We start from the raw sequence: 14,508 nt of genomic DNA, 5'->3' as shown, positions 1-14,508 counted from the left end.
TTCCTCAGGGTCGGGCCATTCGTCGGTATTGTGGAGGCATCTCAAGCCGGTGAATACATCGATGTCTGTCGGAGCTTAAATCGTGCCAATAAGAAGAGAATCGGCGATAGACATGAATGCGCGACGGCTCGGCGCCAAAAAGGAAGCGACGCAGAATTATGCGGCTTCGCTCATGTCAAATACAAAATGGCGAACTCTGTTCGAGGCATTGGAGTCCTCTGGCGTTGATGTCAAGGGAATCGCAGTCAAGTTTGTCGGCGATGATAAAGAATGGTCGCCAGTGTTTCCCGACTTATACCCGCCTCGTTCCTACGTGGATTTATGGCCTTTGAATGTCTACCCATTGGTCGAGATAGAGTGGATTGAATTCCGGCGGGTTGTGGTGGTAGCAAGACCAGACAATGTGCCCCCGGCGCTTCTCTCACAAGACGTAGACGCTATTCACGCGGTGCTAGATGCGACCGGCAAACGCTTCCCTATCGAAGTTACCGACCAAGGTTTGCGCGTCGTCGGCCACCTGAAGTAGCCAGGCTTCATTGGTCCCGGTCTTCGAGGGCAAGCTTCCTAATGCCGCCGCGCAAGTTTCGGCGGGTGCCCATGCTCCTCGCGAAACGCCCGGGCAAAACTCGACATCGAAGCAAAACCGCAGGCCAGCGCGACGTCGCGCACGGCCAGCGTCGAATGCGCCAGCAGGTCGGCGGCGCGCTTCAATCTGAGCCGCCGGTAGTAGCCGTTGGGCGAGATGGCGAGTTCGGAGCGGAAGGAGCGTTCGAGCTTGTCGGGGGAGACGCCGAGCCGCGCGGTGAGTTCGGCCATTCCCAGCCTCTCCTCCACGGCATCCTCCATGATGGCGATGGCCGACAGCACCAGCTCGTTGCGAACCCCGGTGCGCAGCCTGAGCGGCATCAGCTTGCGGTCGACGCTGGAGCGCAGCTGGCTGTGCACGAACCATTCGGCGACACCGGCGGCGAGTTCGGCGCCATAGTCGCGGGTGATGATCTCCAGCATCATGTCGAGGCTGCCGACGCCGCCCGCCGAGGTGAAGCGCTTGCGGTCGATGACGAAGAGGTCGCGCCTGAGCTCGATCGCCGGAAAGGCCTCGGTGAAGGCGGCCTGGCTGGTCCAGTGCAAGGTGCAGGCATGGCCGTCGAGCAGGCCGGCCCGCGCCAGGAAGAAGGCCGCGTCGGCCACGGCACCGATATGCGCGCCGCCGCGCAGGCTGCGGCGGATCCAGCTTGCCGCGTCCTCGGCGACGAGATGATCGGCGTCGCCGCCCGAGCAGACGACGATCCGGTCAGCCTTGGGCGCTGCCTTGGCATGGAAACCGGGCTGGATGACGACGCCGTTGGAGGCCTCGACCGCGCCATTCGTGGCGCCGACGATGATCCAGCGGTAGCACTCCTTCTTCGCCAGGATGTTTGCGGCGCGCAGCGGTTCGATGACGGAACTGAACGCCATCATCGGAAAGCCGGGAAAGACCAGCACCGCGAAGGTAACGGGCTCGGTGGGTTTTTGGGGATCGCGCGCGGCCATGGGCGCAATAGTTCGGGCGAATGATGAGCTAGGTCAATCGGGCGTGGGGACGATCTATATTACCAGATGTCAGCGCCGCCCCTCACCTGCCTGCCGGCATCCTCTCCCCGTATAGTGACGGGAAGAGGGAGGCTCTCATCGCCGCTTTCGCCAATCACCGGCGGCACTGGTTAGCCCCTTTCGCCCCGTTTACGGGGAGAAATGCCCGGCAGGGCAATGAGGGGCGGCGCCAGCTTCGGCGATTGGCTCGTCTAAGCGGGAGCTTCTACCCCGCCAGCGCCTGCTCCAGATCCGCGATCAGGTCGTCTCCGTCCTCGATTCCCGCCGACAGCCGCACCAGCGAATCCGAAATGCCGATCTCCTCCCGCTTCTCCGCGGGAATGGAGCCGTGCGTCATCAGCGCGGGGTGCTCGATCAGGCTTTCCACCCCGCCCAGGCTCTCAGCCAGCGTGAACAGTTGCGTGCGTTCCAGGAAGCGCTTCGTTCCGGCGAGGTCGCGGTCGAGCACTACGGTGATCATGCCGCCGAAAGCGTGCATCTGCTGCACCGCGATCGAGTGCTGCGGATGACTGGCGAGGCCGGGATAGAGGACGCGGCGCACATCTTTTCGCGCTTCCAGCCATTGCGCGATCTTCAGCCCGTTGTCGGAATGGCGCTCCATCCTGAGCGCCAGCGTCTTCAGGCCGCGCAGGGCCAGAAAACTGTCGAACGGGCCCGATATGGCGCCGATGGCGTTCTGCAGGAATTTCAGCTGGGCGACGAGATCCTTGTTGTCGCCGACCACCGCCACGCCGCCGACCATGTCGGAATGGCCGTTGAGATACTTCGTCGTCGAATGCACCACGATGTCGATGCCGAGTTCCAGCGGCCGCTGGATGTAGGGGCTGCAGAAGGTGTTGTCGGCGACCGACAGGATGCCCTTGCGTCTGGCGAGCGCCGCCACGCCTTCGAGGTCGACGATGCGAAGCAGCGGATTGGTCGGCGTCTCGACCCAGAGCAGCTTCGTCTCCGGCCGGAACGCCGCCTCCACCGCCGCGAGATCGGTGAAGTCGACGAACGAGACCTGCAGATTGGCCGAGCGTTTGCGCACCCGCTCCATCAGCCGGAACGAGCCGCCATAGATGTCGTCGGTGGCCACGATATGGGCGCCGCTGTCGAGCAGCTCCAGCACGGTCGAGATCGCCGCCAGCCCCGAGGCGAAGGCAAAGGCCGCCGAGCCGCTCTCAAGGTCTGCCACGGCGCGTTCGAAGGCGAAGCGCGTCGGGTTCTGGCTGCGGGCGTATTCGAAACCCTTGTGCACGCCGGGTGATTGCTGGCCGTAGGTCGAGGTGGCGTAGATCGGCACCATGACCGCGCCGGTCAGCGGATCATGGCTCTGGCCGCCATGGATGGTGCGGGTGGAGAAGGCCAGGCGATTCTTGCCGGATGCTGCTGTCGTCATTTTGCGCGGCGCCTCAGATGGTTGATCAGGTCGATGCGGGTTATCAGGCCGACGAACTCGTCGCCGTCGAAGATGATGGCCACCTCGTTGCGGTCGAACACCGGCAGCAGCGCGTCCAGCGTCTGGCTGGCCTGCAGCGTGTGCAGGCTGGACGTCATGGCCGAGCGCACCGGGCCGTTGAAGCGGTCCCAGCGCCCGTCATAGGGGCCGTCGACCTTGGCCAGTATGTCGCTTTCGTCGACGATACCGACAAGCTTGCCTTCGTCCAGCACCGGCAGCTGCGAGACGTCGGAGCGGCGCATGCGGCCATAGGCGTTGAGCAGGCTTTCGTCCGGGCCGACCCACACTGTGTCGCCGGTGCGATGCGAGCGCATGACGAGATCGCGCAGATCGCCATGCTGCTCGTGTTCGGCCAGGCCCTGTTCGGCCAGCCAGAAATCGTCGAACACCTTCGACAGGTACTTGTTGCCGCTGTCGCAGACGAAGGTGACGACACGCTTGGCCGATGTCTGCTCGCGGCAGTAGCGCAGTGCCGCCGACAGCAGCGTGCCCGACGACGAACCGGCCAGTATGCCTTCGCGCGACAGCAGATCGCGCACCGCCAGCATGCTTTGCTTGTCGGTGATCGAATAGGCCTTCTTGACCAGCGCCAGATCGGCATTGGGCGGCACGAAATCCTCGCCTATTCCCTCTACCGTCCAGCTTCCGGCCTCTTCCATCTTGCCGGTCTTGATCAGCGGCGCCAGCACCGAGCCGACCGGGTCGGCCAGCACCATCTCGGTCTTCGGCGAATGCTTCGCGAAATAGCGGCCAAGCCCGGTCAGCGTGCCGCCGGAGCCGACGCCGACCACGATGGCGTCGACATCGCCGTCGAGCTGCGAGAGGATTTCCGGGCCGGTCGTGGTCTCATGCGCCAGCGGGTTGGCCGGGTTGGCGAACTGGTTGGCGTAGAAAGCGCCGGGAACCTCCGCCGCGATCTTTTCCGCCATGTCCTGATAATATTCGGGATGGCCCTTGCCGACATCGGAGCGTGTCATGCGCACCTCGGCGCCCAGCGCGCGCAGATGCTGGATCTTCTCGCGCGACATCTTGTCGGGCACGACCAGGATGATGCGGTAGCCCTTGGGGATGCCGACCTGGGCAAGGCCAAGCCCGGTATTGCCGGCGGTCGCCTCGACGATGGTGCCGCCGGGCTTCAGCCTGCCCTCCTTTTCGGCCGCCGCGATCATCGACAGCGCGATGCGGTCCTTGATCGAGCCCCCCGGATTCTGGCTTTCGAGCTTGATGAACAGCCGGCACTTGCCGGTGTCGAACTTGGTCAGCTCGACAATCGGCGTCTGGCCGATCAGGTCGAGGACCGACCCGTAGGGCGGGCGCAGGCGGGAGGATTGTGCGTCCGGTGCCGCGGTCTCTGGGTTGCTCATCTCAGATGCTCCATGGAAGCTCCGGCGCGCGGCCAGCCTATCCCGATTCTGCGCAAGGGCCGACAGGAATCCATTCCGGCTTCGCGGACCTGTCGTCTTTTCCAGCCGTTTGCTTCGGGAAAGAAGATAGAACGTGCCAATCAACCGGCCAGCCGGGGAATGAAATTCCAGTTAGCGGCCCGGTTGGCGGGGCACCTCCCTGCGGCTTGGAGCATGCATTTGTCGTGTGCCGCGCTGGTCGACCCCCCACTCCGTCTCGGCTTTGCCGAGCCACCTCTCCCCCGATCGACGGGGGAGAGGAAAGGCGCCAAGCCGTTTGCCGCCAGCGCTCGTCCAGCAAGGCTCCCTTCCTTTCCCTCCGGAGGGGGGAAAGGTGGCGCTGCGAAGCAGCGACGGATTGGGGGAACCACATCACATTGGGGGAACCACATCACGATCAAGCCTCGCCCTGATCGATCTCGCCAGTCGATGGAGGAGATGGCCGGCAGGCCAGAAGGGGTGCCATAAAGCGCAACCCCACCGATAACTCACCCCAGCAATTGCCGGGTAAGCCGCGCACACTGCACCCGGATGTCGGGAATGGCGTCGATCTCGAAGAAGGTGCCGCGCGTCAGCGGCCCGACCGCGAGGATCTTTCGCGACACCGCGCCGTCAGCCGCGATGATCTCGCAATTGGCCGACACGTCGAGGCCGATGCGCAGCGGGTCGGGCCTTGCCAGCCCGCGGTCGACCAGCGAGCGCACGACGCTGTTGGACGAGGTGGAGATGTCCCGCACGATGCCCGAGCAATCGTAGATACGAGCCACCTCGACGGTTTCGATGGCCTGGCTGTGGCGCGCCTGGATATCGACGCTGACGCGCTCGCCGGCATCGATGCCGACGACGCGGCCAGCGACGAGGCGGATGCGTCCGGACCGGACCGCTTCGCTCACCTCGGCATGGACTTCCGGCGCCATGCGGTGGCGGTGGATGTCCCACCAGGCCTTGGTGTGTTCGACAAAGCGGCGCTTGGCCGAGGCCGGCCAGTTCTGCCAGATCTTCTGGTTGAAGGGCCTGAGGCCGTCGACCACGTCGCGCCAGTCGACGCCGGCCTTCTGGTTCTCGCGGATCAGGTCGCGGAACCAGCCGACGAAATAGGAAAGCTGGGTGCCGAGAGGAATGTCGGCGACGTCGAGCTTGATCGGGTTGCCCTTCCGGTGCGGCGACGGCAGCAGGCCGCGTCGCGACACGGCAATGATTTCGCCCTTGTGGCCGCGTTGTTCCAGCGCCAGGAACGCATCGACCATACTGAGACCGGTGCCCAGCACCATCACACGGCTGTCCGGATCGAGCGCTGTGTCGGCTTCAGAGCCCATCCGGACAGCATGGCCTTGCGCCGGCTGCTCGTCATGGCCGGTGGCCAGCACGGCGAGATGGGCAACCACGCTGGTGCCGTTGGCGAGCGTCACCTCGACCCCCGAAGCGGTTGGCGAGATCGACAGGCTCTCCTCGCGGATCAGGCGCAGCCGGCCCGTTTCACGCTCACGCGTTTCCAGATCGTCAAGCAATTCCTTGAGATAGCGCGCATAGACGCTGCGCGGCGCGTAGAATGGCGTGAGCGGCGTCTGATCCTGGCCAAGCAGGCCGCCCGCCTGCAGCCATCGCCAGAAATTGCCGGGATCGTCGGCATAGGCGCTCATGCCGGCGGCGCTGACGTTGAGCACATGCGCGGACAAAAGCGTCGAATAGGCGATGCCCTGGCCGAAATGCGGGCGCTTCTCGATCAGCGTGACGCGCAGGTCCGGATTGGCCGATTTCAGGAGATGCGCGGCCAGCACGACGCCGCTGGCGCCGCCGCCGACAATGATGATCGAGTTGGAACTGCCGCGCCCGCTCATGCGCGTGCCCGCCCGACGTGAGACGTCAGGCCTGGATCTTCGTGGCGACGGGCAATTCGTCTAGCCCGATGTCGCGCATCTCGGCGAGGCTGCGCTGGTCGAGCACCTCGGCGATCGCCTGCCGGACCTCCAGCATCAGATGTCGGACTTGGCATGTCGCCTCGTTGCAGTCTTCGCAGCGCTGATACTGGGTGCGGCTGGCGCACGGGATAGGGGCCAGGGGCCCGTCGAGCACGCGCACGACGTGGCCGACCCTGATCTCGTCGGCCGGCCGCGCCAGGCGGTAGCCGCCATCCTTGCCCTTGCGGCTCTGGACGAAACCCGCATTGCGCAGCTCGCCCAGGATGGCGTCGAGGAATTTCTTCGGAATGGTGTTGGCGGTCGCGATATCGTTGACGAAGGCAAGCTGTCCGGCCGGCATCCCCGCCAGGTGGACCAGCGCCTTGAGGCCGTATTTGCCTTTTTTGGTGAGCATGAACCGAACGTTTCCAGCCTGTCCGACGGCGCAAGGCCATCCGTTGCGAAACGCCTGGCGTGCCTCCCCGCCGCGTCCAAGCATCCATGACACATAAATTCTAGTGACATGATGTACAAGCCGAGAACCGTTGAATTTGCTTCGTTTTCAAGCCGCTGTAGCCATTTTATCAGGCCTTTGTGCCATTAAGAGCACAGAAATGCGCCGCAACGGCAAGAAGGCGACAAGTGGTTCCCGCAGGACAGCTTTGCCTCGCGCCGGCTTCCGCAGCGCCGGGAGCCGATGCATGCCGCGAGCGATCATGGTGATGGAGTGCCCGCTCATTGTCGTCCCCAATTCCCTCATGTCGATAAGGATACTATACTTACCCTCGAACACCCGGAACGGCTTGTCAATTCCATCGCGGTTCGAGGCACGGGTTTGCGTGGCGTTGGCAAAAGTCGGAATTCCCGTGTCGCAGGTGGATATGGTTGACGGTTGTTGGGGTTGCCTGAACCTCCCCAACCTCGTCATCCACGGGCGAAGCAGGAGCGAAGCTCCGTCGCGAAGACCCGAGGATCCATGCCGGGATCGGGGTCGAAGGGTGCAGCGGAGCAGAACCTGAACCGTGGTGGCCGCGTTGACGTCCCGGCATGGATCCTAGGGTCTGCGCCGCGTCGCTTCGCTCCTTGCTTCGCCCTAGGATTGTTTGAGCAGGATCGGGTAGTTTGGCGGCCGGGACTGCGGCCCATCACAGCCAGCAGTCCCGCAGCGTGTTCCGGCCGGAGTGCGCCGCTTCAATAAAACCTTGGTATCGGGCCGTTCTGCGGCGTCGTGCGGTCGCCGAGGTCGAGGAAAACCTCATCGACGTAGCACCAGCCCCAGCCTTCGGGCGGGTCGTAGCCCTCGATGATTGGATGGCTGGTGGCATGAAAGTGCTTTGTTGCATGGCGGTTGGGCGAGTCGTCGCAGCAACCGACATGGCCGCAGGTGCGGCAGAGCCGCAAATGCACCCACCACGATCCGCTCTTGAGACATTCCTCGCAGCCGAGCGCGCTCGGCGTCACGTCCTTGATCCCAGCCGCATGTCTGCATTCGTCCGCCATCACACTCTCCTGGTCCGTTGAGGTCCGGTTATCTTCCCCGCGCAATTCGCTACGCGCTTTCCTTCGAACTGCTTCCCCCCGCCTGGCCGCCGTTTCGCGACAGATAGGCGTGCAGGGCCGCGACAACCTGGGCGCCCTCGCCGACGGCGGCCGCGACGCGCTTGACCGAGCCGCAGCGCACGTCGCCGATGGCGAAGACGCCGTCGCGGCTGGTCTGCATCGTGCCCTGTGCCGGCCCCAGCTCCGCTCCGGTGCGGATGAAGCCCTTGGCGTCCAGCGCCACGCCGCATTGCGCGAGCCAGTCGGTGTTCGGGTCGGCGCCGATGAACAGGAAGAGGTGATTGATCGGGCGCGTCGTGCGTTCTCCACTGACGCTGTTGCGCCATCGGACGGCGGCAAGATTGCCCTCCTCGCCCTCCAGCGCCTCGATTTCGCAGTCGGCCAGCACCTCGATGTTGGGCTGCGCCTCGATGCGCTCGACCAGATAGCGCGACATTGTGGCACCGAGGCTGCCGCGGCGCGCGAGCAGCGTGACCTTGCGCACATGGCTGGCGAGGTAGACGGCGGCCTGGCCCGCCGAATTGCCGGCGCCGACAAGAGCCACCTCCTGGCCGGCGCAGAGCCGCGCCTCGATGGGCGAGGCCCAGTAATGCACCGATGTTCCCTCGAACCCGGCCAGATTGGCGAGGTCGAGGCGGCGATAGCGCGCGCCGCTGGCGATCACCACGGTGCGTGTGTGCACGGTCTCGCCGTCGCCGACATCGAGCAGGTAGCGGGCGCCCGACATGTCGGGCGCGGCGGTCAGGAGCTTCGCCTCATCCGGTATCACCATTTCGACGCCGAATTTCTGCGCCTGGTTGTAGGCGCGCGCCATCAGCGCCATGCCGGTGATGCCGGTGGGAAAGCCGAGATAGTTCTCGATGCGCGAGGACGCGCCGGCCTGCCCGCCGAAGGCGCGGCAATCGAGCACGATGGTCGACAAGCCCTCGGAAGCGGCGTAGACGGCCGCCGCCAGCCCGGCCGGCCCGGCGCCGACGATGGCGACATCGTAGACCTTGCCGGCGTCGACCGGACGCAGCAGGCCGACGCAGCGGGCAAGGTCCTTTTCGCCGGGATTGTGCAGCAGCTTGCCATTGGGGCAGAGCACGATCGGCAGATGGTGCGGGTCGACATGGAAGCGCTCGATCAGCGTTTTCGCACACGGATCGGTGTCGGAATCGAGCGCGCGGTGCGGCTGGCCGCTGCGGGCCAGGAACCCCTGCAGCCGCAGGACGTCGCCATTGCCGGGCGGGCCGATGACGATGGGCCCGCTGACGCCGCTTTCGAGCAGGCCGACGCGGCGCAGGATCAGCGCGCGCATGATGCGCTCGCCGAGATTGGCCTCCTGCACCATCAGGTCGCGCAGCCGCTGCGAGGGGATGACGACAGCCTCGACAGGTGCCGCGGCCTCGGCATCGACCAGCGACGGCCGGCTCGAGAGCTGTGCCAGCTCGCCGACGAAATTGCCGGGGCCATGGCTGATGATCGGCTCGCGCGAGCCGATCGCGGCCTGCGTGACGTCGACCTTGCCCGACAGGATGAGGATCAGCCCGGGTGAGACCGTGCCGGCGGTGACGATGGGCTCGCCGGCCGCATAGGTCCTCGCCTCGCCGAACCGGCGCATGCGCTCGATGTCCACATCGGTGAGGATGGGAAACATCTGGTCGCGCCGTGCGGCAAGGGTCGGGCTGACGGAAGGGGCCATGGCGCGAGCGTAGCGAAGTGGCCGGCCGGTTTGAAGCGGTTTGTGAGGGGACTGGCCGCAAGGGGAGGTCGGAGACTCGCGGCGGGGACAAATTTGTGTTGGCGCTGCAAGACCGTTCCGCGATACCAAGCAGCCATGATCTGAATTTCACGTGGCCGGTCCAGCAAAGTGAACCACGGCATATCCAAGCTCAATCTGGCTTTCTATTGCTACCCCAAGAAGGAAGCGATCGAGGATTTCCGCGCCGCCGGGGCGCTGATCGAGGCCCGCGCGCCTGATATCAAGGTGAGCGTGCTGTCCACCGCGTCCGTGCTGACCTCATGGCGGACATCGATGCTGGCCACCAGGCCGACCCTTGCCATCGAAATGGACCGGCTGAAGTCGCTCAAGCTTCTTCGCGGGACGCGCCTCGTCCATCAGCGGATGGGCAAGATCAAAGAGCTGGCGGCCCTCGATGCAGCCGGTCTTCCCGTGCCGAAATGGATTGAAATCGTGCCCGGCACCCAACTCGATCCGGCGGTCTGGGGGCCGTATGTGGTGGTGAAGCCGTCACGGGGCAAACAGGGCGCATTCGTGCGCATCAACAAGACCGGGCGCGTGCGCTATATCGAGCCGCAGGACTATCCCGCCGATCATCCCGGCCGGCTCGCGGCGATGCTCGCCCAGAGGTACATACATACCGGCCCGTGGCCGACGGCCTACCGGGTGCTGACCTATCTCGGCCGGCCGCTGGCCGCGATCCGGTACGAAGGCCGGCGCGACCTTGTCGCACTGAGCGGCGCCGGCGGGTTCCGGTCGACACCCGGGGCCTCGATCGTCGCATCGGCCAAGGGATGCACGATCGCGCTCAGCGGCGAGCAGGACGTGCTCGACCTGGCCGTGCGCACCCATGCGGTGTTTCCCGACATTCCGTCGCTCGGCGTCGATATCCTGCGCGATGCCGCGACGGGCGAATTGTTCCTCATCGAGATCAATCCCGTCGGCGACAGCTGGATGCTGTGCGGGAAAGCCGGGCGCGGCATCCAGGAGCAGTTCGGACTCGATTTCTACAAGCAGTTCGGCGCGATCGAGATCATCGCGGAGACCTCAATCGAGGCGGCGCGCAAACTGGCTGCCTGAACTATCGCTGCGGCACATAAGCAAAAAGCCCGGACGAACCGGGCTTTTTGCTCAAGTCTCTGAACCGCTGACGGTCCGAAACGGGAATTTGGTGCCCAGAAGAGGACTCGAACCTCCACTCCTTGCGGAACACGGACCTGAACCGTGCGCGTCTACCAATTCCGCCATCTGGGCTGGTGCGGGCTCAATAAGCGGGCAAGCGGTTGCTGTCAACGCGCTTTTTGGACCATCGTGCCTAAAGTCGGCATCCCGACCCTGGCCGGCTGTCGCGCCAAGGGCGGCCACAAGCTCCGCTTGCCGGCTTACGGCCGCTCAGCCCTCCAGCACTTCCTTCGACGCGACGGTCGAATCGGCGTTGAGCTGGTAGATGACCGGGACGCCGGTGCCGAGTTCCAGCTTGACGATCTCCTCGCCGGACTTGCCGTCCAGCGCCATGATCAGCGCGCGGAGCGAATTGCCGTGCGCGGCGACCAGCACCGTGCCGCCGCGCAGCACATGCGGCTGCAGGTCGTGCAGGTAGTAGGGCCAGACGCGCGCGCCGGTGTCCTTCAGGCTTTCGCCGCCGGGCGGCGGCACGTCGTAGGACCGGCGCCAGACATGCACCTGCTCCTCGCCCCATTTCTGGCGCGCGTCATCCTTGTTGAGGCCGGAGAGGTCGCCATAGTCGCGCTCGTTGAGCGCCTGGTCGCGGATGGTCTTCAGATCTCTCTGGCCGACCGCGTCGAGAATGTGCTGGCAGGTCTTCTGCGCCCGGGTCAGCGCCGAGGTGAAGGCGATGTCGAACTTCAGCCCGCGCGCCTTAAGCTTCTGGCCGGCGGCCTTGGCTTCGGCGTGGCCCTGCTCGGTCAGGTCGACGTCACGCCAGCCGGTGAAAAGGTTTTTCAGGTTCCATTCGCTCTGGCCGTGACGGACGAGCACGAGGGTTCTCGACATTTTTGCTCCCTTCAAGAGCAATTCCAGGAAAAGTGTGAAGCGGTTTTCCGCGGGAATTGCGTTAAAACAAAGTGGTTGGGTTTCGGCAGGTCTCAGCTCAAGCCGAGTACGTCGCGCATCGAATACAGTCCCGGCTTCCTGCCATGCGCCCACAGCGCCGCCTTGACGGCGCCGCGCGCGAAGATGGCACGGTCCTCGGCATGGTGCGACAGGGTGATGCGCTCGCCGGTGCCGGCCAGGATCACGCTGTGGTCGCCGACCACCGAGCCGCCGCGCAGCGTGGCAAAGCCGATCGTGCCGGTTTTTCGCACACCTGTGTGGCCGTCGCGTGAACGCACATCATTGCCCGAAAGGGCGATGCCGCGCCCGTCGGCGGCGGCCTCGCCCAGAAGGAGCGCGGTGCCCGAGGGCGCGTCGACCTTGTGCCGGTGATGCATTTCGAGGATCTCGATGTCGAAATCCTCCGGATCCAGCGCGCGCGCCGCCTGTTCGACCAGCACCGCCAGCAGATTGACGCCGAGGCTCATATTGCCCGACTTGACGATGGTGGCATGGCGCGCGGCAGCGGCGATCCTGGCATTGTCCTCGGCCGAACATCCCGTCGTGCCGATGACATGGACGATGCGCGCCTGCGCGGCATAGCCGGCGAATTCGACCGAGGAGGCCGGGGTGGTGAAGTCGAGCACGCCGTCGGCCTTGGCGAAAACCGGCAGCGGATCGCTGCCGATCGCCACATCGAGGCGCCCGACACCGGCGAGTTCCCCGGCGTCCTTGCCGAGGTGGGGCGAGTCGGCGCGCTCGACGGCGCCGATGACCCGGGCACCGGGAATGGAATGGATGGCGCGGATCAGCGTCTGGCCCATACGGCCGGCCGCGCCGACCACGACCAGGCCCATGTCACCCGCCGGCTTTGCGTCTGCAGCGCTCATATCGTGCTCCGGGCAATGGTCTGCGTCTCAAGGTCCGAAGTCTGGATCGGCGGGCTGTCGTCGACAAGCCCCAGGCCCTTCACACCCTGTATGCGGTGAAAGCGGGAGTAGACGCTGTGCGGATCGGCCATCAGCGAGGCATGCGTGCCTTCCTCGACCAGCCTTCCGTCCTCGAGAACGATGATGTGGTCGGCGTTGACCACCGTCGACAGCCGGTGGGCGATGACGATGGTGGTGCGCCCCGCCATGACATGGGTCAGCGCCTCCTGCACCCGGGCTTCGGCCTCGTTATCGAGCGCCGAGGTCGCCTCGTCGAGCAGCAGGATCGGCGCCTTGCGCACGATGGCGCGCGCGATCGACACGCGCTGGCGCTGACCGCCCGACAGCGTCGCGCCGTTTTCGCCGACCGGCGTGTCGTAGCCCTGCGGCTGCGCGCGGATGAACTCGTCGGCCGCCGCCTGCCGCGCCGCATCCTCGATCTCGGCGTCGGTGGCCGAGAGCCGGCCGTAGCGGATGTTGTCGCGGATGGAGCCTTCGAACAGGTAGGGTGACTGCGAGACATAGGCGATGGAGCCGCGCAGCGACTGTTTCGTCACTTTCGAGATCGGCTGGCCATCGATCTCGATGCTGCCGCCATCTACATCGTAGAAGCGCTGCAGCAGCGCCACCAGCGTTGACTTGCCGGCGCCCGAAGCGCCGACGATGGCCGTAACCTTGCCGGCGGCGGCGGTAAAGCTCAGATCTCGCAGCACCGGCATGTCGGCGCTGTAGCCGAATGTCACATGTTCGAAGCGCACCTCGCCGGCGGTGATCCGTGCCTCGACCGCGTCAGGCGCATCCCCCTGTTTCGGCTCGATGTCGAGCAGCTCATAGATCATGCGCGCGTTGACCAGCGCGCGCTCCATGCCGACCTGCGTGCGCGCCAGACGTCTTGCCGGATCATAGGCCAGGATCAGCGCGGTTATGAACGAGAAGACCGCTCCTGGCGGTTGGCCAAGGATGAGCGCCCTGTAACCGGAATAGGCGATGACGGCGGTTATTGCGAGGCCTCCCAGAATCTCGGAAATAGGCGACAGCCGCTCCGAGACCCGGGCGATCTTGTTGTTGCGTTGCTCAGCCGTATCGGCCATGACGCCGATGCGGCGCGCCAGTTCGTCTTCCAGGGTGAAGGCCTTGACGATGGCGATGCCTTGCGTGGCCTCCTGCACAGAGCCGTTCAACCTCGCATTGATCAGCACGGATTCCCGGTTGATCTTGCGCAATCGACGCGTGATGTAGACCACGGCCCAGATCAGCGGCGGTCCGATCAGCAGCGAGCTGAGCGACAAAACCGGATCCTGATAGATCATGACGCCGACGAGACCGACCAGCGAGACCGCGTCGCGGCTGATGGAGGTCAGCGTCAGCGACAGCAGGTCGCGAACGCCGCCGACATTCTCATTGACCTGTGCCGCCAGCCGACCCGAGCGTGTGTCGTTGAAGAAATTGACGCCGAGCTTCATCAGATGGTCGAAGCTGCGCTTCTGGTAGCGCGCGACCAGATTGTTGCCGATCTTGGCCAAAGCCACGGCCTGGCCATAGCCGGCGAACCCGCGCAGCAGGGAGGCCGCCATGAAACCGGCGCAGATCCAGACGATCATATCGCCGCGCCGTTCGACGAATATCTGGTCGATCATCGGGCCCATGATCCATGCCGTGAAGGCGGTGGTGCCGGAAACGATCACCAGGCAGGAGATGGCGACCACATAGGTCCAGCGATACTCATCGCCGTTTTCGGAAAGGATGCGGCGCAGCACCGCCGTGACCTCGCCGGGCGTGGCCTTCTGCTTGTTTGGAGCTTGTAGTGTCAAATCGGGAACTTCGTGGTTTTCCGCCTGGCGACCGGCTGCAATTCGGCACTTCTCTTAGCGCCATGCGGCCGGCTTGCCTATGCCGGAGGCTGATTAAC

At 65.0% G+C, this 14,508-nt stretch carries 12 protein-coding genes and 1 tRNA gene; 2 read left to right on the top strand and 11 right to left on the bottom strand.

Annotated features, from left to right (window positions below):
- Window positions 1-112 precede the first annotated feature (112 nt).
- A complete protein-coding gene (locus FFS37_RS07110; protein ID WP_137930240.1) occupies window positions 113-526 on the top strand; it encodes a DUF6678 family protein in 414 nt (137 codons plus the stop codon).
- A gap of 38 nt (window positions 527-564) precedes the next feature.
- On the opposite strand, the gene FFS37_RS07105 is transcribed toward FFS37_RS07110, so the two are convergent.
- From FFS37_RS07105 to FFS37_RS07075, 7 genes are all read right to left on the bottom strand, one after another.
- Window positions 565-1,533, bottom strand: a complete 969-nt coding sequence (locus FFS37_RS07105) for a GlxA family transcriptional regulator (protein ID WP_137930239.1) — start codon at window positions 1,531-1,533, stop codon at window positions 565-567.
- A gap of 265 nt (window positions 1,534-1,798) precedes the next feature.
- Window positions 1,799-2,974 carry a trans-sulfuration enzyme family protein gene (locus tag FFS37_RS07100; RefSeq protein ID WP_137930238.1) on the bottom strand — a complete coding sequence of 392 codons (1,176 nt, stop codon included), beginning with the start codon at window positions 2,972-2,974 and terminating at the stop codon, window positions 1,799-1,801.
- A complete protein-coding gene (locus tag FFS37_RS07095) occupies window positions 2,971-4,398 on the bottom strand; it encodes a pyridoxal-phosphate dependent enzyme (protein ID WP_137930237.1) in 1,428 nt (475 codons plus the stop codon). The genes FFS37_RS07100 and FFS37_RS07095 overlap by 4 nt, the downstream gene beginning before the upstream one ends.
- A gap of 527 nt (window positions 4,399-4,925) precedes the next feature.
- Complete coding sequence (locus FFS37_RS07090; RefSeq protein WP_137930236.1) at window positions 4,926-6,275, bottom strand: FAD/NAD(P)-binding protein; 1,350 nt, start codon at window positions 6,273-6,275, stop codon at window positions 4,926-4,928.
- A gap of 25 nt (window positions 6,276-6,300) precedes the next feature.
- Window positions 6,301-6,750, bottom strand: a complete 450-nt coding sequence (locus tag FFS37_RS07085) for an RrF2 family transcriptional regulator (RefSeq protein ID WP_137930235.1) — start codon at window positions 6,748-6,750, stop codon at window positions 6,301-6,303.
- Between the two features lie 776 nt (window positions 6,751-7,526).
- A complete protein-coding gene (locus tag FFS37_RS07080; RefSeq protein ID WP_137930234.1) occupies window positions 7,527-7,835 on the bottom strand; it encodes a UBP-type zinc finger domain-containing protein in 309 nt (102 codons plus the stop codon).
- Between the two features lie 49 nt (window positions 7,836-7,884).
- A complete protein-coding gene (locus tag FFS37_RS07075) occupies window positions 7,885-9,579 on the bottom strand; it encodes an FAD-dependent oxidoreductase (RefSeq protein ID WP_137930233.1) in 1,695 nt (564 codons plus the stop codon).
- A gap of 168 nt (window positions 9,580-9,747) precedes the next feature.
- Between FFS37_RS07075 and FFS37_RS07070 the strand changes: the two genes are divergently transcribed.
- The gene (locus FFS37_RS07070) at window positions 9,748-10,698 is read left to right on the top strand and encodes an ATP-grasp domain-containing protein (protein WP_137930232.1); all 951 of its coding nucleotides are present in this window, start codon (window positions 9,748-9,750) and stop codon (window positions 10,696-10,698) included.
- Window positions 10,699-10,787: 89 nt separating this feature from the next.
- On the opposite strand, the gene FFS37_RS07065 is transcribed toward FFS37_RS07070, so the two are convergent.
- The 4 genes from FFS37_RS07065 to FFS37_RS07050 all read right to left on the bottom strand — a co-directional run bounded on the left by FFS37_RS07065 (window position 10,788) and on the right by FFS37_RS07050 (window position 14,410).
- Window positions 10,788-10,872 (bottom strand) — tRNA-Leu (locus FFS37_RS07065).
- Window positions 10,873-11,010: 138 nt separating this feature from the next.
- Window positions 11,011-11,631, bottom strand: coding sequence for a 2,3-bisphosphoglycerate-dependent phosphoglycerate mutase (locus tag FFS37_RS07060; RefSeq protein WP_137930231.1), 621 nt, complete (start codon window positions 11,629-11,631; stop codon window positions 11,011-11,013).
- 92 nt (window positions 11,632-11,723) lie between these two features.
- On the bottom strand, window positions 11,724-12,560 hold the full coding sequence (gene dapB, locus FFS37_RS07055) for a 4-hydroxy-tetrahydrodipicolinate reductase (protein ID WP_137930230.1): 837 nt from the start codon (window positions 12,558-12,560) through the stop codon (window positions 11,724-11,726).
- Entirely contained in the window at window positions 12,557-14,410 is a 1,854-nt protein-coding gene (locus tag FFS37_RS07050; RefSeq protein WP_137930229.1) for an ABC transporter ATP-binding protein, read from the bottom strand. Before FFS37_RS07050 ends, dapB begins: the two co-directional genes overlap by 4 nt.
- Window positions 14,411-14,508: the final 98 nt, after the last annotated feature.

This window comes from Mesorhizobium comanense, from assembly GCF_005503535.1.
GTDB classification, from domain to species: domain Bacteria; phylum Pseudomonadota; class Alphaproteobacteria; order Rhizobiales; family Rhizobiaceae; genus Mesorhizobium; species Mesorhizobium comanense.
This window is presented reverse-complemented; position numbering and strand designations above follow the sequence as displayed.